This window comes from Dactylosporangium salmoneum (assembly GCF_039532525.1).
Lineage (GTDB): Bacteria > Actinomycetota > Actinomycetes > Mycobacteriales > Micromonosporaceae > Dactylosporangium > Dactylosporangium salmoneum.
Genome location: NZ_BAAARV010000091.1, coordinates 3827 through 27710, shown reverse-complemented (window position 1 = coordinate 27710; position 23884 = coordinate 3827). Strand labels below are relative to the sequence as shown.

Here is a 23884-nt window from a genome sequence, read left to right as displayed (position 1 = left end):
CCCGCGCTGGCACGCGAGGGCGCGTTGGGCCCGCTGTGGAAGGTGCAGCGGCGGCTGGCAGGTCGGTCGGGCGCGAACCTCGAGGGCCACAGAACCGGGCGTGGGCGGTATCGGATTGGCGCCGGGGGCGGCGGGCCGACCGGGACGAGCGCTCGGTGAGCGAGGCGGTGCGCTGGGCTAGGGCGGCGGTCCGGAATGTCCAGTCTGAGTGTGGTGCGCCAGCGATCCACCGCACATGGCAGTGTCGGTCGGTGTGTTGCGGCCGATCCGGGACTAGGCTCATCCGCCGGAACAGTCAAGACCGAGCCTCAGGGGGTTGAGCATGGCCGACTCGTTCGTGCATCTCCACGTGCACACCGAGTACTCCATGCTCGACGGGGCCGCGCGCCTCAAGGAGATGTTCGCGGAGGCCAATCGGCTCGGCATGCCCGCCGTGGCGATCACCGACCACGGGAACATGCACGGGGCGTACGACTTCTACAAGCAGGCCAAGGCGGCGGGCGTGACGCCGATCCTCGGGGTCGAGGCGTACGTGGCGCCCGAGTCGCGGCTCACCAAGCAGCGCATCCGGTGGGGGCGGCCGGACCAGAAGGACGACGACGTGTCCGGCTCCGGCGGGTACACGCACAAGACCATCTGGGCGCGGAACAAGACCGGGCTGCACAACCTGTTCCGGCTCAACTCGCGGGCCTCGATCGAGGGGCACTTCGTGAAGTGGCCCCGGATGGACGCCGAGATCATCGCCGAGCACGCCGAGGGGCTCATGGCGACCACCGGGTGCCCGTCCGGGGAGGTGCAGACGCGGCTGCGGCTCGACCAGTTCGACGAGGCGCTCAAGGCGGCGGCGAAGTACCAGGAGATCTTCGGCAAGGACAACTACTTCCTCGAGGTCATGGACCACGGCCTGGACATCGAGAAGCGGGTCCGGGAAGGGCTGGCCGAGATCTCCAAGCGGCTGGGCATCCCGCCGGTGGTCACCAACGACTCGCACTACACGCACCAGGCCCAGGCCGAGGCGCACGACGTGCTGCTGTGTGTGCAGACCGCGGCCAACATCAACGATCCCAACCGGTTCCGGTTCGGCGGGTCGGGGTACTACCTGAAGTCCGCCGACGAGATGCGCGCCGTCGACTCGTCCGACCTCTGGCAGGCCGGCTGCAAGAACACCCTGCTGGTGGCCGAGAAGGTCGACATCGACGGGATGTTCGAGTTCCACAACCTGATGCCGCGCTTCCCCGTGCCCGACGGCGAGACCGAGGAGTCCTTCTTCCGGGCCGAGGTGGCCCGCGGCATGGCCCGCCGGTTCCCGAACGGCATCGACGAGGAGCACCAGAAGCAGGCCGACTACGAGGCCGACATGATCGTCAAGATGGGCTTCCCGGCGTACTTCCTCGTGGTCTCGGACTTCATCCTCTGGGCCAAGAACGAGGGTATCGCCGTGGGGCCCGGGCGTGGGTCGGCCGCCGGGAGCCTGGTCGCCTACGCGATGGGCATCACCGACCTCGATCCGCTGCCGCACGGGCTGATCTTCGAGCGGTTCCTCAACCCCGACCGCATCTCGATGCCCGATATCGACATCGACTTCGACGAGCGTCGACGGGCCGACGTGATCCGCTACGTCACCGAGAAGTGGGGCGAGGACCGGGTCGCGCAGATCGCCACCTTCGGCACGATCAAGGCCAAGGCCGCCATCAAGGACTCCGCGCGGGTGCTGGGCTTCCCGTTCGCGGTCGGCGACAAGATCACCAAGGCGATGCCGCCCGCCGTGATGGGCAAGGACATCCCGCTGTCGGGGATCTTCGACGCCAACCACCCGCGCTACTCCGAGGCGGTGGAGTTCCGGGCGCTGTACGACAGCGACCCCGACGTCAAGAAGGTCGTCGACACCGCCAAGGGCATCGAGGGGCTGATCCGCCAGACCGGCGTGCACGCCGCCGGCGTGATCATGTCCGCCGAGCCGCTGATCGACCACGTGCCGCTCATGCGCCGCGACGCCGACGGGGCGATCATCACGCAGTTCGACTACCCGACCTGCGAGACGCTCGGCCTGCTGAAGATGGACTTCCTCGGGCTGCGCAACCTGACGATCATCGACGACGCGGTGAAGAACATCGCCCGCCGCGGGATCGACCTCGACCTGCTCTCGCTGGAGCTGGACGACAAGCCGGCCTACGAGCTGCTGGCCCGCGGCGACACGCTCGGCGTGTTCCAGCTCGACGGCGGGCCCATGCGCTCGCTGCTGCGGCTCATGAAGCCTGACAACTTCGAGGACATCTCCGCCGTGCTGGCGCTGTACCGGCCCGGCCCGATGGGTGCCAACTCGCACACCAACTACGCGCTGCGCAAGAACGGGCAGCAGGAGATGACCCCGATCCACCCGGAGCTGGAGGAGCCCCTCAAGGAGATCCTCGGCCCGACGTACGGCCTGATCGTCTACCAGGAGCAGGTCCAGCGCGCCGCGCAGAAGCTGGCGGGGTACACCCTCGGCCAGGCCGACCTGCTGCGCCGGGCCATGGGCAAGAAGAAGAAAGAGGTCCTGGAGAAGGAGTTCGGCCCGTTCCAGGCGGGCATGCGCGGCAACGGGTACAGCGACGAGGCCATCCAGAAGCTGTGGGACGTGCTCGTGCCGTTCGCCGACTACGCCTTCAACAAGGCGCACACGGCCGGCTACGGGCTGGTGTCGTACTGGACGGCGTACCTCAAGGCGAACTTCCCGGCCGAGTACATGGCGGCCCTGCTGACCAGCGTCGGCGACGACAAGGACAAGATGGCCATGTACCTGTCGGAGTGCCGGCGCATGGGCATCGAGGTGCTGCCGCCCGACGTCAACGAGTCCGCCGGCCCCTTCACCCCGGTCGGCAAGGACATCCGCTTCGGCCTGGCCGCCGTGCGCAACGTCGGGCACAACGTCGTCGACGCGATCGTGCGGTGCCGGCAGACGCAGAACGGGCCGTACAAGGACTTCGACGACTTCCTGTCCAAGGTCGACGCGGTGGTCTGCAACAAGAAGACCATTGAATCCCTGATCAAGGCGGGCGCGTTCGACTCGATGGGGCACCCGCGCCGGGGCCTGCTGGCCATCCACGCCGACGCCATCGACAACTACGCCGACCTCAAGAAGAACGAGGCCATCGGCCAGTTCGACCTGTTCGGCGACGCGTTCGGGTCCGACGACTCGGCGGCCGGCGGCACCGCGATGACGGTGCAGATCCCGCAGATCGAGTGGGACAAGCGGGAACTGCTCACGTTCGAGCGCGAGATGCTCGGCCTGTACGTCTCCGACCACCCGCTGTTCGGCCTGGAGCCGGTGCTGGCCAAGGCGGCCGACACGGCGATCAGCACCCTCTCCGAGGAGGGCGCGATCGCCGACGGCGCCGTGGTCACCCTGGCCGGCATGCTCACCGGCGTGCAGCGGCGTATCACCAAGCAGGGCAAGCCGTGGGCCTCGGCCACCCTGGAGGACCTCGGCGGCGCGGTCGAGGCGCTGTTCTTCCCCAACACCTACGAGCTCGTCGGGCAGTACATCGCCGAGGACGCGATCGTGGTGGTGAAGGGCCGCATCGACCGGCGCGACGAGACCCCGCGGCTGATGGCGATGGACCTGTCCATCCCGGACGTGTCCGCCGCCGAGGAGAACCGGCCCGTCGTGCTCTCCCTGCCGGCCACCCGCTGCACGCCGCCGCTGGTCGACCGGTTGAAGGAGATCCTCATCAACCATCCAGGCAAGGCCGAGGTACACGTGAAGCTCAGTCACGGATCCCGGACCACCTTGCTGCGGCTCGGCCCCTACCACGTCAACCCGACGACGGCCCTCAAGGGCGACCTGAAGGCGCTGCTCGGCCCGAACAGCTTCTCGTGACAGCGGTGACGGCGGTCACGAGGTAGTGTCGGCGGGTGCACAAGCACGCCCTCGCCGACGACCTGCGCCCACGTCGGTCGTTATGGCTCTCCCGGCGTGCGCGGTGGTCGTCCGCCGCGGTCGCCGTGCTGGCCGTCATCCTGCTGGTGTTCACCGTGGTGTACCGCGTGAGTCAGCGACCGTACGGCTTCGACCGGCTCGATCGGATCGGCGGGGTGCCCATGCCGCCCGGCACCGAGCGGTCCCGCGTCTACCTCGACGGCGGCCGCGCCTTCGTCGGTCACCCGACCGGCGACGGCGGCTATGACCTGCGCGCCGTCGACGCCGCCAAGCCCTCGACCACGGTGTGGACCAACACCACCCTCGGCGCCGTGGAGACATTCCGCTCGGCCCGCGGCATGGTGGAGGTGACCGGCCCGGCCGTCGCGGGGCACCGCAAGGTCACCCTGCTCAACGCCAACAACGGCGTGCCGTTCACCAGCTTCGACGTGCTCACCGGCGACCGCTGGGAGCTCATCGGGAAGTACTTCGTCCGCTACGCCGCCGCCGAGCACCGCCTCACCGTCACCGACGTCGGCAACGGCCACCAGACGGCGGTCGTGGACCAGCCGGGCGGGGCGGACAGCTGGTGGCTGTCCGACAACTGGAGCGGTCAGCAGGTCGCCACCTCGATCAGCGGCGAGCCGCTCGACGAGGCCATCACCGTCGACCCGCACATCGTGCGGGCCACCGCCGACCGCGGCCTGGAGGTCCTCGGCCTGGCCGGCGGCAAGGTCCTGGGCGCCGGCACGGGCCTGGCCGACCCGGGCGACCTGGTGTACGCCTACGAGGACCAGGTCTTCGTCGCCCCCCGCGCCGCCGGCACGCAGCTGCGCGTCTACGACCGCACCCACCTGAGCAAGCCGCAGTGGACCTGGGCATCACCCGACGCGCAGGACATGCCGCTGTTCGTGACCGCGTGCGGCGAGCGGCGGGTCTGCGTCGGCGAGGAGCACCACGTCACCGAGCTCAACGCCGACACCGGCGAGGTCGTCTGGCGGGTCGCCGCCGAGCGCCCGTCGCAGGCCGTCCCGGTCGGCGACCGGGTCATGGTGCGCACCGCGACCCAGGCGACCGGGGTGACCGAGACGCTGCTCGACGCCACCGGCCGGACCGTGCGCAGCTGGCCGGACAAGCGCGCGGCGCGCCTCGACGAGGGCAGCTACCTGCTGCTGCCGGCCGTGCCGCCGCCGGGGCAGTACCCCTGGACGGGGGTTGACGCCTCCCGCGGTACGGCACGGGAGCTCGGCAGCATCGCCGCCCGCCCGGACGCGTGCGTGTGGAGCCACACCTACCTGGCCTGCGCGACGCCGGCCGAGGTGGTCTTCTATCGCATCCGGGCGCCCTGGTACTCGCTCTGACGCTCCCGCTGGCGGCGCCCCAGCCGGAACATGGCCACGGCGCCGATGCCGACCCACACCACGTTCACGACGACCGACGGCCACGCCCGGCTGGCCGCCGAGTTCACCGCCAGGGCCACGGCCCCGAGGATGTTCATGACCTGGAACACGGCCCCGTCCCCGGCCAGCCGCTTGCTCGACACGAGCGCGTAGGCGGTCAGCACCAGCGCCGCGCCGACCCACCCCAGCACGCCGATCACGACAGCACCGCGAACGCGCGCACGGTGAACGTCCCCATGCCCTCCACCTTCGGCGGCACCGCCGTGAACCGGAACCCGGTGGCCGGCAGCGCGGCCAGGTTCGTCAGGTGCTCGACCACGAAGATGCCGGCCGCGAGCAGCCCGGTGTGGGCCGGGCGGCGCCCGTCGGCCCGCGAGTCGATGTTGACCGAGTCGATGCCGACGAGGGCCGGCCGCCGCGCCACGATCCAGTCCACCGCGTCGGCGGTGAGGAACGGCGCGTCCTCGGCGCCGTAGTGGTCCGTGCCGAAGTGGCGGCTCCATCCGGTACCGATGATCAATGCCCCGTCCGCGACGGACCCCGGCACCGTCTTGTCCAGGTGCGCGGCCGTGATCGCGACGAGCCCGGCCGTGTCGACCGCCGTCCCGGCCAGGTCGGCCACCCGCTCCAGCGGCACCGCGGCCAGGTCCGCCCCGCCGTCGAAGCGGTGCGCGGGCGTGTCGAGGTACGTCCCGGTGTTCGCGATCATCTCGATCCGCCCGATGTGGAAGTCGGTCCCGGGCGAGTAGATCTCGCGGGCCGCCTCCCGGGTCAGGTAGTCGCTCAGGACGGGCCCCGGCATCCCCGGGTATGTGATCATCCCGGCGCGGACCGGATGGCTCAGATCGACGATTCGGCTCACGCGGACGATCGTCGCATGCAGCCCAGCTAATGCGTGAACGAGAATCTCTGCAGCGGGCCTTAAGATGGGCTGAACATGGACCTCGACCCGCGGCGCCTCGCCGTGCTGGCCGCGATCGCCCGTCGCGGCACCCTCGCCGGCGCCGCCGCGGCCCTGCACGTGACCCCGTCGGCCGTCTCGCAGCAGCTCGCCCAGCTCGAGCACAGCGTCGGGCGCCCGCTCGTCGACCGCACCGGCCGCCGGGCCGTGCTGACCGCGGCCGGGCGGGCGCTGGCGAACCGGGCCGAGGCGATCGCCCGCGAGCTCGCCGAGGCCGAGCGCGAGCTGGCCGCCATGTCGGGCCGCGCGGCGGGCCTGGTGCGGGTGGCCGCCTTCCCGACCGTGATCCGCCACCTCCTCGTCCCGGCCATGGCCCGGCTGGCCGCCGAGCACCCCGACGTCACCTGCGCCATCACCGAGCTCGACGGCGCCCCGGCCCTGCGCGAGCTGCGCCTCGGCGGCATCGACGTGACCATCACCGAGCGCGACGCGGTACGCGGCACGGAGCCCCGGCGGCAGGTGACGGTGGTGCCGCTGTGCGAGGACCCGTACCGCGTGGTCGTCCCCGTCGACTGGCCCCCGGTCCACTCCTACGCCGACCTCGCCGACCGGCCCTGGGTGGTGGGGCCGCCCTCGTCCACGGCGGGGGAGGTGCTCGACCGGCTGGGGCGGGAGCGGGGGTTCACGCCGCGGCGGGCCCACTCCTGCGTGGACTACCCGGCGGTCCTGGCGCTGGTGGCCGCGGGGCACGGGGCCACCATCGCGCCCGACCTGGCGCTGCGGGGCATGGACCGGGCCGGGGTGACGGTCACCGGGCTGGCGGGGGCGGGCGCCCGGCGCTTGGACGCGCACGTGACCGCCGGCCGGGCCCAGCTACCCGCCGTCGAGGCCGTCCTGGAGTGCCTGAAGGCGGCCGTACCCTGAGCAACAGCGACCGAAGGCGCCGCACCACGAACAACGGCGGGCGAAAGCGACATGTCGGATTTATGCTCCGGCAGGTCATAAATCCGAAAAGTCGCGGGGTGGGGCGCCCGACTTTTCGGACAAACCGACCACCAGCCGCATTCCGTAGGCTAGCAGCATGATCACCACGCTGGACGACCCGCAGACCCCGTTCCTGGCGCTCGACCCCGCGATCGTCGCGGCCAACGTGCGCCGCCTCCGGTCGCGGCTCGCCCCGCTGGGCGTCACCCTGCGCCAGCACGTCAAGACGGCCAAGTCCCTCGACGTGGCGCGCCTCGCGGGCGACGGCCCGATCACCGTCTCGACCCTCGCCGAGGCCGAGGCGTTCGCCGCCGCCGGCCACCGCGACATCGTCTACGCGGTCGGCATCGCCCCGCACAAGCTCGACCGCGTCTGCGCCCTGCGCGACGCCGGCGTCGACCTGGTCGTCCTCCTCGACACGCCGGAGCAGGCGGCCGAAGCCGGCCGGCGTGGCCTCCCCGCCCTGATCGAGGTCGACTGCGACGGCCACCGCGGCGGCCTGCGCCCCGACGACCCGGCCCTGGTACACGTCGCCGCCGCCCTGCGGGGCGCCGGCGGCGAGGTCCGGGGCGTCCTGGTGCACGCCGGCGAGTCGTACTTCGCCGCCGGGGACAATGCCCTGCGCCGCGCCGCCGAGGAGGAACGCCGCGCCGCCGTCGAGGCCGCCGGGGTCCTGCGCGCGGCGGGCCACCCGGTGAAGGTCGTCAGCGTCGGCTCCACCCCGACCGCGCACTTCGCCACCGACCTGACCGGCGTGACCGAGGTACGGGCCGGCAACTTCGTCTTCTTCGACCTGGTGATGGCCGGCATCGGCGTGTGCACCCCGGCCGACCTGGCCGTCACCGTCGTGGCCACGGTGATCGGGCACCGCCCGGACAAGGGATGGATCCTGACCGACGGCGGCTGGATGGCCACGTCGAGGGACCGCGGCACCGCGCGGCAGCGCGTCGACCAGGGCTACGGCCTGGTCGCCGCCGCCGACGGCACCCTCCTCCCGGACCTGCTGATGACCGACGCCAGCCAGGAGCACGGCATCCTGTCGATGCGCCCGGGCAGCCCGCACGCGCTGCCGGACCTGCCGGTCGGCGTCCGCGTGCGCATCCTGCCCAACCACGCCTGCGCGACGGCCGCCCAGCACGACGCCTACCACGTCCTCGCCGACGACGGCCGCACCATCGACGCCGTCTGGCCCCGCATCCGGGGCTGGTGAAGGGGCTGGTGAGGCGTCAGTGCGGGAAGGCCCGGGCGGCCCGCGGCGTCACCTCCACACGGAAGGCCTGGATCCGCGACGCCACCTGGCCGATGCTCAGCGTGTCCTCCAGCCGGTCGAGGTACAGCGACCGCCCCGCCAGCCCGGCGACGGTGAACGAGAAGTAGATCGCCATGAGCGGGTTCACGAAGAGCGTCGAGTTCGCGGGCCGGTAGCTCAGCCGCACGTTGCCCGCCTCGCCGGCGAGCGCCGCCGCGATCTGGCCGTTGACGATGCTCGGGCGCAGCGGGGTGTGCCGCTGGGCATGGGCGACGGCGTCGCGGTAGAGCAGCGCCTCCGCGCTGCCCGACGGGATCGACAGCGCGCCCAGGTAGGCGCCGGCCCGGTCCAGCGCGGCGATGTTCTCCAGCACCTGGCTGTGGTTCACCCCGTGGTACGCGTCGATGCCGAAACCCAGGCAGGTGACCAGGCGGGTCGGGACCTCGGTCAGCCCGGCCACGGCGGCGAGGCTCGTCATGTCCTCCTCCGGCGTGCCCAGGCCCGACTCGTCGCCGCGCATGAGGATGTCGGTCCCCCCGTCGACCAGCACGATCGCGTCGGCGCCGACGCGCTCGACCAGCGCGCGGTAGGCCTCGCGCAGCGGCCGCACGCCGGTCCTCGGGAAGGCCCACACGGCCGGCGGCAGATGGTTGGCGGCCAGCCACCGCGACAGGGTGCGCTCCGGGAAGTACTCCTCGGGCCCCTGCGTGCCGGGGGTGACCTCGGTCGGATCGGGCACATCGACGAACGACAGGTTCGCCAGCTGTACGGCAACCCCTTCCGCGTGCAGGGCGAGGGCCAGGGGGAGCCCGGCGTACACGTCGAACCCCCCGCCCGCCCCGGCGATCACCACGCTGCGCCGCCCGCGCAGGGCCTCGAAGAGCGGCGGTACCCCTAGTTCCATAGGACAGATCACCCCTAAGTGGAGGTTGTCACAAGGGTGGCCGAACGACCGATGGGCGTGTTTAGCATCCGTGCATGAGTGTGCCCGAGTCAGACGACCTGCAGCAGTGGCGCCGGCTCGCGCTGGGCGTGCTGCGTAAGTCCGGGCTGGCCGGGGAGGACGCCGCGCCGGAGGACGTCGAGGCGCTGCTGTCCACCGAGACCTACGATGGGCTGCGCATCGCCCCGCTGTACACCGCGGCCGACGTCGCACCCCCGGCCGGCGTGCCGGGGCAGGTGCCCTTCGTGCGCGGTGGCAGCGCGGCGGCCCGGCCGTGGGACGTGCGCCAGCGCCACGCCGACCCGGACGCGAAGGCGACCCGGGCCGCGATCCTCGACGACCTGGAGAACGGCGCGACCTCGCTGTGGCTGGCCGGCATCGCCCCCGCCGACCTGGCCGAGGCGCTCGACGGCGTGCTGCTCGACCTGGCCGCGGTCGTGCTCGACAACGGGCCCGACACCCTGGCGGCGGCGCGGGCGTTCCTGGCCCTTCCGGGCGAGGGCAAAACCGGCAACCTCGGCGCCGACCCGCTCGGGCTGCAGGCGCGCACCGGGCAGCCGGCCGACCTGGCGGTGCTGGGCACCCTCGCGAAGGAGTCGCCGGTGCCGGTGGCGACGATCGACGCCACGGTGTACCACGACGCCGGCGCCGGCGACGCCCAGGAAGTCGGCTACGCCACCGCCACCGGCGTGGCCTACCTGCGCGAGCTGGTCGCCGCCGGGCTGAGCGCCGGGATGGCGCTCAGGCAGCTGGAGTTCCGCTTCGCGGCCACCGCCGACCAGTTCACCACCATCGCCAAGCTGCGCGCCGCCCGCCGGATCTGGTCCCGGGTGGCCCAGGTCTGCGAGGTGCCGCACCTCGGCGCCCAGCGCCAGCACGCGGTCACCAGCGACGCGATGATGACCGCCCGCGACCCCTGGACCAACCTGCTGCGCACCACCGTCGCCTGCTTCGCCGCCGGAACCGGCGGGGCCGACGCGGTCACCGTGCAGCCGTTCGACGCGCGGCTCGGGCTGCCGGACGGGTTCTCCCGGCGCATCGCCCGCAACACCCAGACGCTGCTCGTCGAGGAGTCCGGGGTCGCGCGGGTGCTCGACCCGGCCGGCGGTTCCTGGTACGTCGAGTCGCTCACCGACGCCCTCGCGCACGCCGCCTGGGACGTGTTCAACGAGGTCGAACGGGCCGGTGGGATGGCCGCCGTGCTGCGCAGCGGGCTGGTCGAGGACCGCATCGGCGCGGTCCGGCTGCGGCGCGAGGACGACATCGCGCACCGGCGGCAGCCGATCACCGGCGTCTCGGAGTTCCCCGACCTCGCCGAGCGGCGGCCGGTACGCGCCCCGGCGCCGTTGCCGCCTTCCGGCGGTTTACCGCGCCTGTCGTACGGCGAGAGCTTCGAACGGCTGCGCGACGCCGCCGACGCCGCCTCGACACCCCCGGTGGTCCGCCTGGTGGCGCTGGGCTCGCCGGCCGCCCACTCCGCCCGCGTCTCCTTCGCCGGCAACCTTTTCGCCGCCGGCGGGGTGCGGCTGGCCGACGAGCCGTCGACGGTCGCCTGCATCTGCGGTTCCGACCGCTCGTACGCCGAGGAGGCCGCCGACGTCGCCGCGCGCCTCAAGGCCGAGGGCGTGCGGACCGTCTGGCTGGCCGGCAAGCCTGGCGAACACGCTGGCGTCGACGCGTACCTTTACAGCGGATGCGACGCGCTGGACGTGCTCCGCCGCGCGCACCGAGACCTGGGAGTAGCACCGTGATCCCCGACTTCTCCGAGGTGGCCCTCGGCACGCCCCGGGCCGAGAGCTCGCTCGACCCCGCCGGCGCGCCCGAGCCGTGGCACACGCCCGAGGGCATCGACGTCAAGGGCGTGTACGGCCCCGGCGACCTCGACGGCATCGAGTTCCTGCACGGGCTGCCGGGCATCGCGCCGTACGTCCGCGGCCCCTACCCGACCATGTACACGACCCAGCCGTGGACGGTGCGGCAGTACGCCGGCTTCTCCACCGCCGAGGAGTCCAACGCCTTCTACCGCCGCAACCTCGCCGGCGGCCAGAAGGGCCTGTCGGTCGCCTTCGACCTGGCCACCCACCGCGGCTACGACTCCGACCACCCGCGCGTGGCCGGGGACGTCGGCATGGCCGGCGTGGCGATCGACTCGATCCTCGACATGCGCCGGCTCTTCGAGGGCATCCCGCTGGACCGCATGAGCGTGTCGATGACCATGAACGGCGCCGTGCTGCCGGTCCTGGCGCTGTACATCGTCGCCGCCGAGGAGCAGGGGGTGGCGCCGGAGCAGCTGTCCGGCACCATCCAGAACGACATCCTCAAGGAGTTCATGGTCCGCAACACCTACATCTACCCGCCGGTCCCGTCGATGCGGATCATCGGCGACATCTTCGGGTACACGTCGCGGCACATGCCGAAGTTCAACTCCATCTCGATCTCCGGCTACCACATCCAGGAGGCCGGGGCGACCGCCGACCTGGAGCTGGCCTACACCCTGGCCGACGGCGTGGAGTACCTGCGCGCGGGCCGCGACGCCGGCCTCGACGTCGACGCGTTCGCGCCCCGGCTGTCGTTCTTCTGGGCGATCGGCATGAACTTCTTCATGGAGGTCGCCAAGCTGCGGGCCGGCCGGCTGCTGTGGTCCCGCCTGGTCCGCGACTTCGGCGCCAAGAACCCGAAGTCGCTGTCGCTGCGCACGCACTGCCAGACCTCCGGCTGGTCGCTGACCGCCCAGGACGTGTTCAACAACGTGGTGCGCACCTGCGTCGAGGCGATGGCCGCGACCCAGGGCCTCACCCAGTCGCTGCACACCAACGCGCTGGACGAGGCCCTCGCCCTGCCGACCGACTTCTCGGCCCGCATCGCCCGCAACACCCAGCTGCTGCTGCAGCAGGAGTCCGGCACCAACCGGGTCATCGACCCGTGGGGCGGCAGCGCCTACGTCGAGCGCCTGACCCACGATCTGGCCGCCCGCGCCTGGGCCCACATCGAGGAGGTCGAGCGGGCCGGCGGCATGGCCCGGGCGATCGGCGAGGGCATCCCGAAGCTGCGCATCGAGGAGGCCGCGGCCCGCACCCAGGCCCGTATCGACTCGGGCCGCCAGCCGGTCATCGGGGTCAACAAGTACCGCCCCGACGCCGACGAGCCGATCGAGGTCCTCAAGGTCGACAACTCCGCCGTCCGGGCCGCCCAGATCGCCCGCCTCGCGCGGCTGCGCGCGGAGCGGGACGCCGACGCCTGCGCCGCGGCCCTGGACGCCCTCACGGCGGGCGCCGCCAACGGCGCGAACCTGCTCGAACTGTCGGTCGCCGCCGCGCGGGCCCACGCCACCGTCGGCGAGATCTCCGACGCGCTGGAGAAGGTGTTCGGGCGGCACGTGGCCCAGATCCGTACCATCTCCGGGGTGTACCGCGACGAGGCCGCCGGCGCCGGGAACGTCGAACGGGTGCGCGCCGCCGCCGAGGCGTTCGCCGAGGCCGAGGGCCGCCGCCCGCGCATCCTGGTCGCCAAGATGGGCCAGGACGGCCACGACCGCGGCCAGAAGGTGATCGCGACCGCCTTCGCCGACCTCGGCTTCGACGTCGACGTCGGCCCCCTCTTCTCCACCCCGGGCGAGGTGGCGCGGCAGGCGGTCGAGGCCGACGTGCACATCGTCGGCGTCAACTCCCTCGCCGCCGGCCACCTCACCCTGGTGCCGGCCCTGCGCGCGGAGCTCGCCGAGCTGGGCCGCGACGACATCCTCGTCGTGGTCGGCGGCGTCATCCCGCCCCAGGACTACGACGAGCTGCGCGCCGCCGGCGCCGCCGCCATCTTCGGCCCCGGCACGGTCATCGCCGACGCCGCCCTGAACCTGCTGGAGGTGCTGCGATCCCGGTTGCAGCACTGAGCGAGTTCGTCGACGGCGTGCTGGGCGGCTCGCGCGCCTGGATCGCCCGCGCGATCACGCTCGTCGAGTCCACCCGGGCCGACCACCGCGAGCGCGCCCAGGAACTGCTGGGCGTCCTCACCCCGCACGCCGGCCACGCCCGCCGCATCGGCGTGACCGGCGTCCCCGGCGTCGGCAAGTCCACCTTCATCGACGCCCTGGGCACGCAGCTCACCTCGTCCGGCCACCGGGTGGCGGTGCTGGCCGTCGACCCGTCCTCGACCCGCACCGGCGGCAGCATCCTGGGCGACAAGACCCGCATGACCCGCCTGGCCGCCGACCCTGCCGCGTTCGTCCGCCCGTCGCCGACCTCGGGCACGCTGGGCGGCGTGGCCCGCGCGACCCGCGAGGCCATGGTCGTCGTGGAGGCCGCCGGCTACGACGTGGTGCTGGTGGAGACGGTGGGCGTCGGGCAGTCCGAGACCGCGGTCGCCGACATGGTGGACACCTTCCTGCTGCTGGCCCTGGCCCGCACCGGCGACCAGCTCCAGGGCATCAAGAAGGGCGTCCTGGAGCTCGCCGACGTCATCGCCGTGAACAAGGCCGACGGCCCGCACGAGACCGACGCCCGGTCCGCGGCCCGCGAGCTGTCCGGCGCCCTGCGCCTGCTGCGCACCGAGCGCACGTCGTGGCAGCCGCCGGTGGTCACCTGCAGCGGCCTGACCGGAGCCGGCCTGCCGGAGCTGTGGGCGCAGCTGACCCGCCACCACGACGCCCTGGCCGACTCGGGCGCCCTGCGCACCCGGCGCGAGCGGCAGCAGCTCGGCTGGGTGTGGTCGATGACCCGCGACGCCCTGCTGGACGGGCTGCGCACCAGCCCGGCGGTGCGCGAGCTGGCCCCGTCGGTCGAGCGCCGCGTCCTGTCCGGCGAGCTGACCCCGGTCCAGGCCGCCGAGGCCCTCCTGGCCGCCTACCGCGGCGGCCAGGCCTGACGGGCCGTTGCTCAGATCTCGACCGGGGCGCCGGTTTCCAGGTCGATGACCTCGATGGCCTCCATCGGGCAGGAGGCCACGGCGTCCAGAACGGCCTCGTCGGGCGCCACGTCCGGACGCACCGGATGTGAGCGGCCGTCGGCGTCGCTCAGCTCGAAGTGGCCGGGGGCCAGGCCGGTGCAGCTTCCCGACCCGATGCAGGTGTGGTTCACGGAGATGCGCCACATGCCGTACAACCTATCGAACTCCGGTTGCAGCAAAAGTCGGACTGATCTTGGCAGGATCTTGCGTGCATCGTTGAAAGTTCCGTAGCCTCTGCATCGCAGGCGCGCCACGCAGTGATGATCCAGAGGATCGGTGAACGTGGACATCCCCTTTCGCACCGGGCGGGCCGCCGAAGGCCCGCTGATCTGGGCGCAGCTCGCGATCTGGAACGTGTTGCGGTGGCTGCCGGTCGAGGACACCACGCTCAACCTGCTCGTCCGGGTGCCGGTGCCGGACGGGCGGGGGCTCGCGGACGTCGCCGACGGCCTGCGGCGGCTGGTGGAGCGGCACGACTCGCTGCACACGGTGTACGCCGACACGCCGGCCGGCCCGGTCCAGCGCGTCCTCGCCGAGGGGGTGCTGGCGCTGCAGGTCCACGAGCTGGACGACCTCGGGGACGTCGGGCTGGAGGAGGCGGCGGCCGGGATCGGGGAGGCGCTGCGCAGCCCCCGGTTCGACATCGGCGCCGACCTGCCGCTGCGGGCCGCGGTCCTGCTGTGCGCCGGCCGGCCGCTGCTGGTGCTGCTCGCCGCGAGCCACATGGCCGTGGACGGCTGGAGCTTCAACATCGTCCGCGCGGACCTGGCGGGGCTGCTCGCCGACCCGGCGGGCGTGGCCGAGCCGGGGCAGCAGCCGCTGGAGCGCGGGGAGTACGAGCGCTCGGCCGTCGGCCGCCGCAGGGAGGCGAAGGCCCTCGCGTTCTGGCAGCGGCACCTGGAGTCCCTGCCGGACCGCATGATCGAGCGGCCGCGCGACGACGGGACGCCGCGGCTCGACTGGGGACTCATCCAGTCGCCGGCCATGGCGCTGGCCGTGCACGCGCTCGCCGCCCGCCACGGGGTGCCCTCGGCCACGGTGCTGCTGGGCGGCGTGACGCTGCAGCTGGCCGCGTACCTCGGCGAGGAGGAGGCCGCGCTGCGCATGATCGTGTCGACCCGGTTCCGGCCGGCCAGCCGCGGGGTGGTCGCCGCGTTCAACCAGAACGCGCTGTTCCGGCTCGACTGCGCGCCCGGGCGGCACGGCGCCGAGACGGTCGGGCAGCTGCTGCGGCGCTCGGCCGACGCCGCGTTCGCCGCGTACGCCCACTGCGAGTACGACCCGTTCGCCCTCGACGCCATGTTCGCCGCGCTGGCGGCCCGGCGGGGCGTGCGCCCCAACGGCTACTGCTTCTTCAACGACACCCGCTTCGGCCTGCTCGACGCCGACCCGCCCGCGCCCCCGCCGGGCGACGACGACCTCGCCGCGCGGGTCGCCGACCTGCTGCCGGCGACGAAGCTGCGCTCGCCGGTGATCGACCGGCTGCCCATGCACGCGAACTTCTTCATGTTCCTCATGGATCTCGGGGAGACCGCGGAGCTGATGCTGTCGGTGGACCGCGGCTTCTTCGGGCGGCGGGGGCCGCTGGGGTTCCTGGCCGACCTGGAGCGGCTGATCGTCAGGGCGGCGGTCGACGCCGGCGCCACGACGGCCGGCCTCTACGCCGCGGTCCGCTGATCACGCTCGGTGATCGCCGCCGCGCGGAAATGATCAGCGGTTCACGCGCAGCGGGGCCGCGCTCACCACGGACTGCAGCGCGCTGAGCACGGACAGCAGGTCCGGCGGAAGGTCGCGAACCATCGCCCGCAATCCGTTGCGAGTTACCGCAGGATCGGGCGAAACGATTTCCGAGTCCAATCCCGCGATGAGGACGTGCCCGGCGAGAAGGGCGGTCTGATAGTCCAGCCGCCCCGCGTTCTCGATCATGTGATTGAGCATGATCGCTGGACTCGACCCGACCGCCGGATCTGACGCAACGTATTTGCGTCGCCCGAACGGGCCGCTGCGCACCTCTTCCACGAGATTCGCGTCGATCAGCCGAGCGGTCACTCCCGAACCGACCGATCGGGCCAAGTGTGAGATCCATTCACGCAACGGGTAGCTCACCGGCTGGGCGGCCAGCTCCTGCAGGGTCGACTGCCAGACCGGGTCGTTCGGCGGGGCCGGGCGCGGCACCACGACGACCCGCCCCTGAGCCACGTTGACCAGGCTGGCCATCCACAGCTCGGCCAGCACGCACGAGGCCAGCCCGGCCCCGAGTATGGGCGCCGCGCACAGTGGCCGGCCGGAGTAATCATGGTGCGCGAACAGCCAGAATTCGTCGGCCAGCGGTAGCCGGCGCGGTGCAGTCATGATCCCTCTCGACTTGATCCGGACGCACGACAAAAGCGCGCACGGCAAATCGCCCCCGGGCGGCGTTCGCGTGGGCAGACTAGTGCATCCGGCCGCGGCATAACAACCGTCACCGCAAATGCATTATTGCGCGCTCGTTAACGCGGTCGTTCGGGATTGCACGACCTTCGGCACGACCCCTAGAGTGCCTTGTCCGCTTTGATGAATGCGAGGATCTCGATGGCTCAACCTGCACCCGCCGCACCGGGTCTGCGGCAACGACGCCTCGGCGTGGGATCGCTCATCTTCTTCACGGTCTCGGCGTCCGCGCCGATGACCGTGCTCGCCGGCGGCGTCGTCACCACCTATGCGGTGACCGGCAGCATCGGCGTGCCGCTGTCGTTCCCGATCCTGGGCGTGGCGCTGGCCCTGTTCACCGTCGGCTATGCCGCGATGACGCGGTACGTCGAGAACGCCGGCGCCTTCTACGCCTACATCGCGCTGGGGCTCTCCCGTGCCTGGGGCGTGGCCGGCTCGGCCGTCGCGATCGTCGCCTACAACACCATCCAGATCGGGTTGTACGGGCTGTTCGGCTGGGCGTTCAGCGGGTTCGCCGCCGCGCACTGGCAGGCCGACCTGCCCTGGTGGGCGTGCGCCCTGGGGGTCTGGGCGATCGTCGGGCTGCTCGGGCTGTTCAACGTCGACCTGTCCGCCAAGGTGCTGGGCTTCTTCCTGATCGCCGAGATCATCGCGGTCCTGCTCTTCGACATCGGCGGCTTCGGCCACCCGGCCGGCGGCTCGGTCAGCACCGAGTCCCTCGCCCCCGGCAGCCTGTTCACCTCGGGCGTCGGCGGCGTCTTCGCGTTCGGCATCGCGGCCTTCGTCGGCTTCGAGTCGGCCGCCGTGTACTCCGGCGAGGTCAAGGACCCGCGCCGCACCGTGGCCCGGGCCACCTACGTCGCCGTCGCCATCACCTCGGTGCTCTACGCCGTCTCCGCCTGGGCCCTCGCGTCCGCGTCGGGCAAGGACGGCCTCGCCGCCGGGCCGGCCGACCCGTTCGGCATGATCGGCCAGTGGTTCGGCACCGGGCTGTCCACCGCCGCCAACGTGCTGTTCCTGACCAGCGTGTTCGCCGCGCTGCTGTCGTTCCACATGGTCGTGTCCCGGTACACCTTCGCGGCCGGGCAGGAGGGTGTCCTGCCGCGCTTCACCGCCGCGACCTGGCGCCGGACCGGCTCGCCGGTGGCCGGCTCGCTGCTGCAGTCGCTCGCCGGCGTGGTCACCTTCGCCATCTTCGCGATGCTCGGCCGGGACCCGCTGCTGGAGCTGTTCACGTGGCTGTCCTACGTGGCCGCGGTCGGCGTGCTCGTGCTCATGATCGGCACCTCGGTGAGCGTCCTGGGGTACTTCGCCCGCCGCGACTCCGTCGAGAGCGTCTGGCAGCGGATCATTGCGCCGGGACTGGCCGCGATCGCGCTCATCGCCATCACGGCCACGGTCGTGGTGAACGCCGACTCGATCCTCGGCGCCGAGAAGGGCTCCGTCCTCACGTACGTGCTGCCGGGCATCGTCGCGGCGGCCGTCGTGATCGGGCTGCTGTGGGGGTACACCATCAAGCTCACCCGCCCGTCGGTCTACGCCGGGATCGGCGAGGGCGGCGCGCGCCAGGCCGCGGCGCTGGCCGGCATCGAGGACCTGCTCGCGCAGGACGAGCGGATCCCGGCGTAACCCATGCACCCACTGGACAGACTCACCGCCGAAGAGATCACGGTCGCCCGCGCGGTGCTGGACAAGGCCGGGCTGCTCGGGCCGACCGTGCGCTTCCCGTTCCTCGGCCTCGAGGAGCCGGCCAAGGACGAGGTGCTCGCGCACCGCGACGGCGACCCGGTGGACCGCCGGGTCCGGGCCGTGCTGCTCGACGTGGCCACCGGCGCCAGCAGCACCGTCGTCGCCTCGGTGACCCGCGGCGAGGTCGACTGGCAGCGCGAGATCGACCCGGCCACCGACGGCCAGCCGGCGATCCTGCTGGAGGAGTTCATCGCCGTCGACGAGATCGTCAAGGCCGACCCCGGCTGGGTGGCGGCGCTGGCCCGGCGGGGCATCACCGTGCTCGACCTGGTCCGCCCCTGCCCGCTGTCGGCCGGCGACTTCGGCATCCCGGGCGAGCCGGGGCGGCGCATGCTGCGGGTGCTGTCGTTCCTGCAGCACCGGCCGGAGGACCACTGCTGGGCCCACCCGATCGACGGGCTGGTTGCCTACGTCGACCTGACCGAGCGGCGGGTGCTCGAGCTCGTCGACCACGAGGACCTCGCCGTGCCCGAGGAGGAGGGCAACTACGACGATCCGGCGTACGTCGGGCCGGACCGCGAGACGCTGAAGCCCATCGAGATCACCCAGCCCGAGGGGGCCAGCTTCACGGTGACGGGCGACGTCGTGGAGTGGGAGGGGTGGCGGCTGCGGGTCGGCTTCGACCCGCGCGAGGGCCTGGTGCTGCACCAGATCTCCCTGCAGGGCCGGCCGGTCTGCTACCGCGCCTCGGTGGCCGAGATGGTGGTGCCCTACGCCGACCCGTCCCCGGTCCACTTCTGGCAGAACTACTTCGACGCCGGTGAGTACCTGCTCGGCCAGCAGGTCAACAGCCTGCGCAACGGCTGCGACTGCCTGGGCGAGATCCGCTACCTCGACGCGGTCCTGGCCGACGGCGACGGGCAGCCCCGGGAGGTACCGAACGCCATCTGCATGCACGAGGAGGACTTCGGCGTGCTGTGGAAGCACACCGACCTGTTCACCGAGGCGCAGCAGACGCGGCGGCAGCGCCGGATGGTCATCTCCTACTGGGCCACCGTCGGCAACTACGACTACGGCTTCTACTGGTACCTCTACCTCGACGGCACGTTCCAGCTGGAGTGCAAGGCCAGCGGCGTCGTGTTCACCTCGGTCCACGCCGAGGGGTCCCCGTGGGCCGAGCCGGTGGCGCCGGGGCTGGGCGCGCCCGGCCACCAGCACCTGTTCAACGCCCGCCTGGACATGACCGTCGACGGCGTCGCGAACACCGTCGACGAGATCGACCTCGTCCGGCTGCCCTTCGGGCCGGACAACCCGCACGGCAATGCCTTCACCCGGCAGTACACCCGGCTCAAGAGCGAGGCGGAGGGGGCCCGCGACGCCGAGCCCGGGCTCGGGCGGGTGTGGCGGGTGGCCAGCGCCGAGCGGACCAACCGGCTGGGCCGGCCGACCGCCTACGTGCTGCACCCGGCGGGTCAGCCGGCGCTGCTGGCCGACCCGGGCTCCTCGATCGCCCGGCGGGCCGCCTTCGCCACCCGGCACCTGTGGGTCACGCGCTACGACCCGCAGGAGCGGTACCCGGCCGGCGACCTCGTCAACCAGCACCCGGGCGGGGCCGGCCTGCCCGCGTGGACGGCCGCCGACCGGGGGCTGGACGGCGCCGACGTGGTGCTCTGGCACACCTTCGGCATGACCCACTTCCCGCGCCCGGAGGACTGGCCGGTCATGCCGGTCGACGCCTGCGGGTTCACCATGAAGCCCTACGGCTTCTTCGACCGCAACCCGACGCTGGACGTGCCGGCCACGGTGGCCAAGCACTGCCACTGAGGTACCTTTCGCGCGGTTCCCCCCAGAAACCGTCAACCGGCCCGGTTGGCGGCCGATGGGGGGAACAGTATGCCCAGATTTCCGTGGATCGTGGCCGTGCTGTGCGCGCTCGCGATCGTGCTGACCCCGGCCGCCGCGGTGGCCTCGCCGTCGTCCCCTTCCGAGGGCGGGACGGCGGAGCTCACCGAGAAGCTCGATGCCGCCAACCGGGCCTACATCGACGCCCAGAACACGCTCGCCGCGTCCAGGCAGCGCCAGGCCGAGCTCGCCGCGCAGCAGGCCGACCTCGAGCCCCGCTACCTGCGGCTGCTCGCCGACACCACCCGCGTCTCCGTGATCGCCTACCAGATGGGCGGCGGCCTGCGCGACGCCTCGACCCTGCTCGACAGCCGCTCGCCCGGCGTCTTCGCCGACCGGGTCAGCCTGCTCGAGCTCGTCGCCCGTCACCAGGGCGAGAAGCTCAAGGAGCAGGCCGACCTGCGGGCCCGGCTGGAGGCCACCAAGGCCGGCATCGACGCCGAGGTGACCCGCCAGCAGCAGCAGGTCGAGGTCATGTCCCAGCAGAAGGCCGCGGTCGAGGCGGCCCTGCTCGACGCGCAGAACCAGGAGGCCATGCGCGCCCTGGACGTGGCCACCACGACCAGCGCCAAGGCCCCCGGCATCGCCGCCGAGCCGGCCCCGCGCCGCCCCGACGGCTCGTGGCCGCCGGAGACCTGCAGCGCCCAGGACCCGACCACCGCGGGCTGCCTGACCCCGCGCACCCTGCACGCCCTGCAGCAGGTCGAGAAGGCCGGCTTCAAGCACTACGTGTCGTGCTGGCGCCAGCCGCCCGAGCCGTACGAGCACCCGAAGGGCCGGGCCTGCGACTTCGCGGCCGACGCCGCCGGGTTCGGCGGCATCGCCGAGGGGGCCTCGAAGGAGTACGGCACCCAGCTCGCCGTCTGGCTGGTGCGCAACGCCGAGCGCCTCGGGATCATGTACGTGATCTGGTACCGCCAGGTGTGGACCCAGGCCGCCGGCTGGCATCCGTACTCGGGCGGCAAGGGCGACCCGGGCAGCGACCACACCAACCACGTCCACATGTCGATCTATTAAATCGATCGGTTTTATCGGTAATTCACACGGCGGACATTGACGCGCATCTTGCTCCCGTGATCTGATCCGAGAACTCTTCACGTTCTCTGATCGAGGAGAATCCATGCTTCGCCGGATCCTGCTCGCCGCCGCGCTGGCCGCCACCAGCGCCGTGGCGTTACCCACCCCCGCCAGCGCCGCCCTGCCCACCGCCGCCGTCGCCCTCGGCGACAGCTTCATCAGCGGCGAGGGCGCCGGCAGCTACCAGCCGGTCACCGACGTCAACGGCGTCGCCCAGGCCTTCCCCGGCTGGTCCGCCCCGAACAGCAACGCCTTCTTCTGCCACCGCTCCGCCAACGCCTCCCTGCTGCAGGCCTCGCTGGCGGGGATCCAGGACCGCTACAACCTGGCCTGCTCCGGCGGCCGCCCCGCCGACTTCACCGCCCCGGGCTCCGCCCGCGACAAGGGCCGCGCCGTGGCCGCCCAGCTCGACCAGCTCCGCGCCGTGGCCCAGACCCACGACATCGACCTCGTCCTGGTCGGGCTCGGCTCCAACAACAGCTCGTTCACCTTCGGCGACGTGGCCGAGAAGTGCGCCAACCGCTTCATCGCCGACGCGTGGACCGGCTGGTGGGAGTTCTGGGCGTACCTCAACGGCCCCGTCGAGCAGTCCCCGTGCACCGCCGACGACCTCGCCACCGCCGCCCAGTTCGCCGCGGCGACGGCCGAGACGGTCAACGCGGTCCGCCAGCTGCTCACCACGCTGAACCAGGTCGACGCCGACCACCAGCACCGCGTCGTCTTCCAGGACTACACCAACCCGCTGCCGTTCGACCTCGACCCGTCCTACTGGGAGGCCGACGGGCGCCAGGACGACCGGGACAAGTTCCGCGAGCTCGGCGCCGTGCGGTACGCCGCCGGCTGCCCCATCCACCGGGCCAGCCTCTCCGCCGGCCACCTCTTCTCGCAGGGCCTGGGCACCCTCGTGCAGACCGTCCGCAACACCCTTGCCGCCGAGTTCCCGAACGACGACCTGGTCTTCCTCGACGTCCAGCACGCCTTCGACGGCGCCCGCCTGTGCGAGCACCCCGGCAGCCCCGCCAACGCGCTGGCCACCCCGATCCGCCTGCAGGACGGCCCGAGCGGCACGTTCGTGACCAGCCTGTCGGGCAAGGACAAGATCGCCATCCAGCGAATCGCCAACACCTGCGTGTCGTACTTCCAGACCTGCCAGGAGTCGTGGCACCCGACCGCGGCCGGCCAGGCCGTCCTGGCCCAGTGCCTGAGCGCCGCGGCCACCACACCCGCCCGCGCGCTGACCTGCTCGCGCCAGCCCGACGGCCGGATCACCACCGCCTGATCACGGCGCTCCGGGCCGCTCGCCGTCAGCGCGGCGGCGGCCCGGAACCGCGCCGCCGCCTCACGGGGCTCCCTGTTGCCACTGGGCGTACACCCGCTTCGGCACCACCATGCGCCACGCGTCCACGATGATCTCGCGCAGCTCGTCGTCGCCGAGCAGCCCGAGATGGGCGCACACCCAGTGGTAGCGCATGTCCGAGGCCCGCGGCAGGAAGAACCGCTCGGGCTCGGTGGCCACCAGCGCGGCCCGCTCCTCGCGCGGGAACGCGAACCCGAGCGTGGCCTCGTCCCGCGACAGTGCCAGGTACACGATCCGCCCGACCCGGAACTTGACCCGGTCGTGGATCAGATGCTCGGTGGTGCGGGGCAGGCCCAGCGCCACCTTCCGCACGAGATCGACGCTCGCCATCAGCCTATGTTGGCACGTATGGAACCGGACGAGTACATCCGCGGGTTAGCCGCGGCGTCCCTGGCCAACGACGACGCGACGGGCTGGTGGGACACCCTGTACGTGGCCGCCGGCGAGGGGCGCACCGCCATCCCGTGGGACCGCGGCGGCCCCCACCGCCTGCTCGCCTCCTGGCCCGGCCTGTCCCGCGCGGATGCCGGGTCGTCCGATGCGGCGGGGACGCCGGCTGCCGCCGGACGGGGGACCGCCGTCGTGGTGGGCGCCGGGCTCGGCGGCGACGCGGAGTTCCTGGCCGCGCACGGCTGGCGCACCACCGCGTTCGACATCTCGCCCGCCGCGATCGACACGGCGCGGGAGCGGTTCCCGGACTCGCCGGTCGAGTACGCGGTCGCCGACCTGTTCGCCCCGCCCCCGCCGATGGCGGCCGGCTTCGACCTGGTGCTGGAGAGCATGACCGTGCAGGCGATGCCCCGCTCGTACCGGGCGCGGGCCGTCGCCGCCGTCCGCGCCCTCGTCCGCCCGGGCGGCACCCTGCTGGTCATCGCCGCGGCCATCGACGAGGGCGAGCAGTCCGAGGACGGGCCGCCGTGGCCGCTGACCCGCGCCGAGCTGGAGTCCTTCGCCACCCCGGCCCTGTCCGCGGTCTCGATCGAGGAGTTCACCGACGGCGGCCTGCACCGCTGGCGCGCCGAGTTCCGCGCCGCCTGATCGCTCTGTCAGGCGGCCCGCGCCGCCTGACCACTCGGCGGCCGGCCGACGCCGCCTGGCCACTCGGCGGGCGGCCGA

19 protein-coding genes are annotated in these 23884 nt (G+C 72.5%); 13 read left to right on the top strand and 6 right to left on the bottom strand.

All coding sequences use genetic code 11. From position 1 onward, the window contains the following. Positions 1 to 322: 322 nt before the first annotated feature. The gene (gene dnaE / locus ABD352_RS45565; RefSeq protein ID WP_344618861.1) at positions 323 to 3859 is read left to right on the top strand and encodes a DNA polymerase III subunit alpha; all 3537 of its coding nucleotides are present in this window, start codon (positions 323 to 325) and stop codon (positions 3857 to 3859) included. Positions 3860 to 3894: 35 nt separating this feature from the next. Continuing rightward, complete coding sequence (locus tag ABD352_RS45560) at positions 3895 to 5259, top strand: hypothetical protein (protein ID WP_344618860.1); 1365 nt, start codon at positions 3895 to 3897, stop codon at positions 5257 to 5259. Here the strand turns inward: ABD352_RS45560 and ABD352_RS45555 are convergent. Further along, positions 5226 to 5498 (bottom strand): CBU_0592 family membrane protein, encoded by a 273-nt coding sequence (locus ABD352_RS45555; protein WP_344618859.1) that lies wholly within the window; start codon positions 5496 to 5498, stop codon positions 5226 to 5228. The two genes, ABD352_RS45560 and ABD352_RS45555, sit on opposite strands and share 34 nt — an antisense overlap. Then, positions 5495 to 6160, bottom strand: a complete 666-nt coding sequence (locus ABD352_RS45550; RefSeq protein WP_344618858.1) for a cyclase family protein — start codon at positions 6158 to 6160, stop codon at positions 5495 to 5497. Before ABD352_RS45550 ends, ABD352_RS45555 begins: the two co-directional genes overlap by 4 nt. Positions 6161 to 6235: 75 nt before the next feature. Between ABD352_RS45550 and ABD352_RS45545 the strand changes: the two genes are divergently transcribed. Together ABD352_RS45545 and ABD352_RS45540 are read left to right on the top strand one after the other, a co-directional pair. After that, complete coding sequence (locus ABD352_RS45545) at positions 6236 to 7123, top strand: LysR family transcriptional regulator (RefSeq protein ID WP_344618857.1); 888 nt, start codon at positions 6236 to 6238, stop codon at positions 7121 to 7123. Positions 7124 to 7280: 157 nt separating this feature from the next. After that, complete coding sequence (locus ABD352_RS45540) at positions 7281 to 8393, top strand: alanine racemase (RefSeq protein WP_344618856.1); 1113 nt, start codon at positions 7281 to 7283, stop codon at positions 8391 to 8393. Between the two features lie 16 nt (positions 8394 to 8409). On the opposite strand, the gene ABD352_RS45535 is transcribed toward ABD352_RS45540, so the two are convergent. Further along, positions 8410 to 9336 (bottom strand): DUF1152 domain-containing protein, encoded by a 927-nt coding sequence (locus ABD352_RS45535; protein WP_344618855.1) that lies wholly within the window; start codon positions 9334 to 9336, stop codon positions 8410 to 8412. A 74-nt stretch (positions 9337 to 9410) separates the two neighbouring features. Between ABD352_RS45535 and ABD352_RS45530 the strand changes: the two genes are divergently transcribed. From ABD352_RS45530 to meaB, 3 genes are read left to right on the top strand one after another with little or no spacing between them, the layout of a single operon-like run. Then, positions 9411 to 11126 carry a methylmalonyl-CoA mutase family protein gene (locus ABD352_RS45530; RefSeq protein ID WP_344618854.1) on the top strand — a complete coding sequence of 572 codons (1716 nt, stop codon included), beginning with the start codon at positions 9411 to 9413 and terminating at the stop codon, positions 11124 to 11126. Next, the gene (gene scpA / locus ABD352_RS45525) at positions 11069 to 13261 is read left to right on the top strand and encodes a methylmalonyl-CoA mutase (RefSeq protein WP_425553922.1); all 2193 of its coding nucleotides are present in this window, start codon (positions 11069 to 11071) and stop codon (positions 13259 to 13261) included. The genes ABD352_RS45530 and scpA overlap by 58 nt, the downstream gene beginning before the upstream one ends. A 17-nt stretch (positions 13262 to 13278) precedes the next feature. After that, positions 13279 to 14232, top strand: a complete 954-nt coding sequence (gene meaB, locus ABD352_RS45520; protein WP_344618852.1) for a methylmalonyl Co-A mutase-associated GTPase MeaB — start codon at positions 13279 to 13281, stop codon at positions 14230 to 14232. 11 nt (positions 14233 to 14243) lie between these two features. Here the strand turns inward: meaB and ABD352_RS45515 are convergent, their stop codons facing one another. Beyond that, positions 14244 to 14459, bottom strand: a complete 216-nt coding sequence (locus ABD352_RS45515) for a ferredoxin (RefSeq protein ID WP_344618851.1) — start codon at positions 14457 to 14459, stop codon at positions 14244 to 14246. Positions 14460 to 14595: 136 nt separating this feature from the next. On the opposite strand from ABD352_RS45515, the gene ABD352_RS45510 reads away from it, so the two are divergent. After that, the gene (locus ABD352_RS45510) at positions 14596 to 15990 is read left to right on the top strand and encodes a condensation domain-containing protein (protein WP_344618850.1); all 1395 of its coding nucleotides are present in this window, start codon (positions 14596 to 14598) and stop codon (positions 15988 to 15990) included. Between the two features lie 33 nt (positions 15991 to 16023). Here ABD352_RS45510 and ABD352_RS45505 read toward each other — a convergent pair whose 3' ends face one another. Continuing rightward, positions 16024 to 16665, bottom strand: a complete 642-nt coding sequence (locus ABD352_RS45505; RefSeq protein ID WP_344618849.1) for a GOLPH3/VPS74 family protein — start codon at positions 16663 to 16665, stop codon at positions 16024 to 16026. Positions 16666 to 16935: 270 nt separating this feature from the next. On the opposite strand from ABD352_RS45505, the gene ABD352_RS45500 reads away from it, so the two are divergent. The 4 genes from ABD352_RS45500 to ABD352_RS45485 all read left to right on the top strand — a co-directional run bounded on the left by ABD352_RS45500 (position 16936) and on the right by ABD352_RS45485 (position 22690). Then, positions 16936 to 18372: an APC family permease gene (locus tag ABD352_RS45500; protein ID WP_344618848.1), complete on the top strand. Its 1437-nt coding sequence runs from the start codon at positions 16936 to 16938 to the stop codon at positions 18370 to 18372. A 3-nt stretch (positions 18373 to 18375) separates the two neighbouring features. Then, positions 18376 to 20256: a primary-amine oxidase gene (locus ABD352_RS45495; protein ID WP_344618847.1), complete on the top strand. Its 1881-nt coding sequence runs from the start codon at positions 18376 to 18378 to the stop codon at positions 20254 to 20256. A gap of 69 nt (positions 20257 to 20325) precedes the next feature. Beyond that, positions 20326 to 21351: a coiled-coil domain-containing protein gene (locus ABD352_RS45490; protein ID WP_344618846.1), complete on the top strand. Its 1026-nt coding sequence runs from the start codon at positions 20326 to 20328 to the stop codon at positions 21349 to 21351. Positions 21352 to 21454: 103 nt separating this feature from the next. Beyond that, positions 21455 to 22690, top strand: a complete 1236-nt coding sequence (locus ABD352_RS45485) for an SGNH/GDSL hydrolase family protein (protein WP_344618845.1) — start codon at positions 21455 to 21457, stop codon at positions 22688 to 22690. 60 nt (positions 22691 to 22750) lie between these two features. On the opposite strand, the gene ABD352_RS45480 is transcribed toward ABD352_RS45485, so the two are convergent. Beyond that, complete coding sequence (locus ABD352_RS45480) at positions 22751 to 23098, bottom strand: MmcQ/YjbR family DNA-binding protein (protein ID WP_344618844.1); 348 nt, start codon at positions 23096 to 23098, stop codon at positions 22751 to 22753. A gap of 18 nt (positions 23099 to 23116) precedes the next feature. Between ABD352_RS45480 and ABD352_RS45475 the strand changes: the two genes are divergently transcribed. Beyond that, on the top strand, positions 23117 to 23806 hold the full coding sequence (locus ABD352_RS45475; protein ID WP_344618843.1) for a class I SAM-dependent methyltransferase: 690 nt from the start codon (positions 23117 to 23119) through the stop codon (positions 23804 to 23806). Positions 23807 to 23884: the final 78 nt, after the last annotated feature.

Excerpts from the sequence above, each read along its gene's own strand:
- ABD352_RS45485 (WP_344618845.1), top strand. The coding sequence starts at position 21,455 with ATGCTTCGCCGGATCCTGCTCGCCGCCGCGCTGGCCGCCACCAGCGCC.
- ABD352_RS45495 (WP_344618847.1), top strand. The coding sequence starts at position 18,376 with ATGCACCCACTGGACAGACTCACCGCCGAAGAGATCACGGTCGCCCGC.
- scpA (WP_425553922.1), top strand. The coding sequence starts at position 11,069 with ATGCGACGCGCTGGACGTGCTCCGCCGCGCGCACCGAGACCTGGGAGT.
- ABD352_RS45490 (WP_344618846.1), top strand. The coding sequence starts at position 20,326 with ATGCCCAGATTTCCGTGGATCGTGGCCGTGCTGTGCGCGCTCGCGATC.
- ABD352_RS45545 (WP_344618857.1), top strand. The coding sequence starts at position 6,236 with ATGGACCTCGACCCGCGGCGCCTCGCCGTGCTGGCCGCGATCGCCCGT.
- ABD352_RS45540 (WP_344618856.1), top strand. The coding sequence starts at position 7,281 with ATGATCACCACGCTGGACGACCCGCAGACCCCGTTCCTGGCGCTCGAC.
- ABD352_RS45515 (WP_344618851.1), bottom strand. The coding sequence starts at position 14,459 with ATGTGGCGCATCTCCGTGAACCACACCTGCATCGGGTCGGGAAGCTGC.
- dnaE (WP_344618861.1), top strand. The coding sequence starts at position 323 with ATGGCCGACTCGTTCGTGCATCTCCACGTGCACACCGAGTACTCCATG.
- ABD352_RS45480 (WP_344618844.1), bottom strand. The coding sequence starts at position 23,098 with ATGGCGAGCGTCGATCTCGTGCGGAAGGTGGCGCTGGGCCTGCCCCGC.
- ABD352_RS45530 (WP_344618854.1), top strand. The coding sequence starts at position 9,411 with ATGAGTGTGCCCGAGTCAGACGACCTGCAGCAGTGGCGCCGGCTCGCG.
- ABD352_RS45475 (WP_344618843.1), top strand. The coding sequence starts at position 23,117 with ATGGAACCGGACGAGTACATCCGCGGGTTAGCCGCGGCGTCCCTGGCC.
- ABD352_RS45505 (WP_344618849.1), bottom strand. The coding sequence starts at position 16,665 with ATGACTGCACCGCGCCGGCTACCGCTGGCCGACGAATTCTGGCTGTTC.
- ABD352_RS45535 (WP_344618855.1), bottom strand. The coding sequence starts at position 9,336 with ATGGAACTAGGGGTACCGCCGCTCTTCGAGGCCCTGCGCGGGCGGCGC.